This is a genomic window from Albidovulum sp. (assembly GCF_041919395.1).
In the GTDB taxonomy this organism is placed as follows: domain Bacteria; phylum Pseudomonadota; class Alphaproteobacteria; order Rhodobacterales; family Rhodobacteraceae; genus Albidovulum.
In genome coordinates, this window is sequence record NZ_JAYRTX010000189.1 from 1 (window position 1) to 2,079 (window position 2,079).

Annotated in this window: 3 protein-coding genes; 1 reads left to right on the forward strand and 2 read right to left on the reverse strand. The window is 65.8% G+C overall.

Going from position 1 to position 2,079, the window contains the following annotated elements:
* A partial coding sequence (locus tag ACMUOO_RS17240) for a hypothetical protein (protein ID WP_413855811.1) occupies positions 1–225 on the reverse strand: 225 nt, incomplete at its 3' end.
* A gap of 69 nt (positions 226–294) precedes the next feature.
* On the opposite strand from ACMUOO_RS17240, the gene ACMUOO_RS17245 reads away from it, so the two are divergent.
* Complete coding sequence (locus ACMUOO_RS17245; RefSeq protein WP_301919857.1) at positions 295–999, forward strand: phospholipase D-like domain-containing protein; 705 nt, start codon at positions 295–297, stop codon at positions 997–999.
* Between the two features lie 4 nt (positions 1,000–1,003).
* Here the strand turns inward: ACMUOO_RS17245 and ACMUOO_RS17250 are convergent.
* A partial coding sequence (locus ACMUOO_RS17250; protein ID WP_413855812.1) for an AI-2E family transporter occupies positions 1,004–2,079 on the reverse strand: 1,076 nt, incomplete at its 5' end.

Sequence of the window (2,079 nt, forward strand, 5' to 3'; positions counted from 1 at the left end):
GCCACGCATCACCAGAAACTCGCGGTCTTTGACCGCCAACGTCTCTACATCGGCGGTCTCGACCTGGATGAGCGGCGCTTCGACACGCCGTTGCACGACCGCGACGCGGAGGAGACCTGGCACGATGTCCAGCTGCTCTTGTCCGGCTCCGCCGTCGCCGAGGCCCAGCACCATCTTGAGACGTTTATTGACGTGACCGCCGGTCGGATGGCCCCGCAGCGTCATCGCCACCTCCTGCGAACGCTTTCCCGGCCACATCCCAGGGGATTCCTTCCTTTCGGCCCGGCTCCCCTGGTGCAGGAGATTGCCGACGCCCATGAGCATATGGCGCGCAAGGCGCGGCGGATGATCTACCTTGAGACACAGTACTTCCGCGACCTGAAGCTGGCGCGATATTTCGCCCGACTGGCCGAGGAAAAGCCCGACCTAACGATGATCCTGATCTTGCCCGGCGCACCGGAGGAGATCGCCTTCGAGCGCCGCATCTCGCTCGACGCGCGGTTCGGCGAGTTCCTTCAGGCCCGCGCGGTCCGCATACTCCAGAGGGCCTTCCGCAGCCGCCTTTTCGTCGGGGCCGCGGCGCAGCCCCGCGCGGCTGATGGGCGCCACGGTCATAGCCATGGCCGCGACAAGCTGAATGGCGCGCCCATAGTCTACATCCATGCAAAGGTATCGGTGTTCGACGACAATGCTGCCATCGTGTCTTCGGCCAATCTTAATGGTCGAAGCCTCCGGTGGGACACCGAGGCGGGGGTTGCTCTGACGGACCGGGCGCAGGTGCGCGCCTTGCGCCGGAGGGTGATGGCCCATTGGCTTCCCTCCGGGTCGGGGTCGGCTTTCTTCGACCCGGCACGGGCCGTTGCGACCTGGCGCGCGCAGGCGCTCGCAAACATGAGGGTGCGCCCCGAAGACCGCCGCGGATTCGTGCTTCCCTATGACGTGACGGCGGCCGAGCGTGACGCAAAGGAGATCCCCCTCATCCCGCCGGAGGTCGTCTGAACCATCACGCGCCCTGCTCCTGCAAGGCCGCGCGGGGTCTCGGAGCGAGCGAGTCGCTGAGGACGAGACCCCAGAGCAGGAGAGGAATCGCCACGATCCCCCCGATCGGCCCCCACAGCCAGATCCCGACGATGAGCGCGAGGAACACCAGAAGCGGGTTCACTGCCATGTGCTTGCCCACGAGCGCGGGTGTGACGAACTGGCCCTCGATCGTGTTGAGAAGAATGAAGGACGCGGCGGGCGCAAGCGACGCCGCGCCATCGAATTCGGCCACGCCCACGAACAGGAGGACAACAACGAACACGGTCGGCCCGAGATAGACGATGAAGTTCATCAGGAAGGCGACCACCCCCCACATCATGGCATCCGCCACGCCCATCACCTGGAGCGCGATCGCGGTAAGTACCCCGAGGGCGGCGTTGATGAGGGTGATGGTCGAGAAGTAGCGGGCCACGTTCCGCTCGGCCCGGCGCAGCCGCATCGCGAGTTCGGCCCGCTCGCCCCGGCTGGAAAGCCGCAGGGATACCCAGTCGTAGATCTCGCGGCGGGTGAGAAGAAAGAAGAACAGCGCCCCGGCAAAGATGAGGATCTGCGAAAGGATCAGCGGCGCGGCCATTATGGCGTCCGAGACAGAGGGCATGGCGACCGCCTCCTCGGCCGGGGCGGCCGGGGCGGCGTTTGCCTCTGGTGCGATGGCGCTCGTCACGTTGTCGGTGACCTCTGACAGGCCCCGCAGAAGGCCGCGGAGGCTGGCCACGACTTCGCGCATGTCGGACCAGACCTTGGGCGCCTGCTCGACGAGGCCCGCTATGATGGGCTGGAACGCCAGCACCAGTGCGCCGACGACGATCAGAGTCACGAAAAGACCGAGGAGGGCGCCCCAGACGGGCGAATAGCCGTGTCCTTCCCAGAAATCCGAAAGCGGAGACAGCACCACGCCGGCAACAAGTGCGAGTGTGATCGGAGCGAGGATGTCCTTCCCCCACCCCGCGGCTGCGATCGCCAGGATCGACGCGATGAAGATGACCGCGAACTGCGCCAGCCGTTCGATCTTTTCCATATTGAAATCCCCCGGATCGC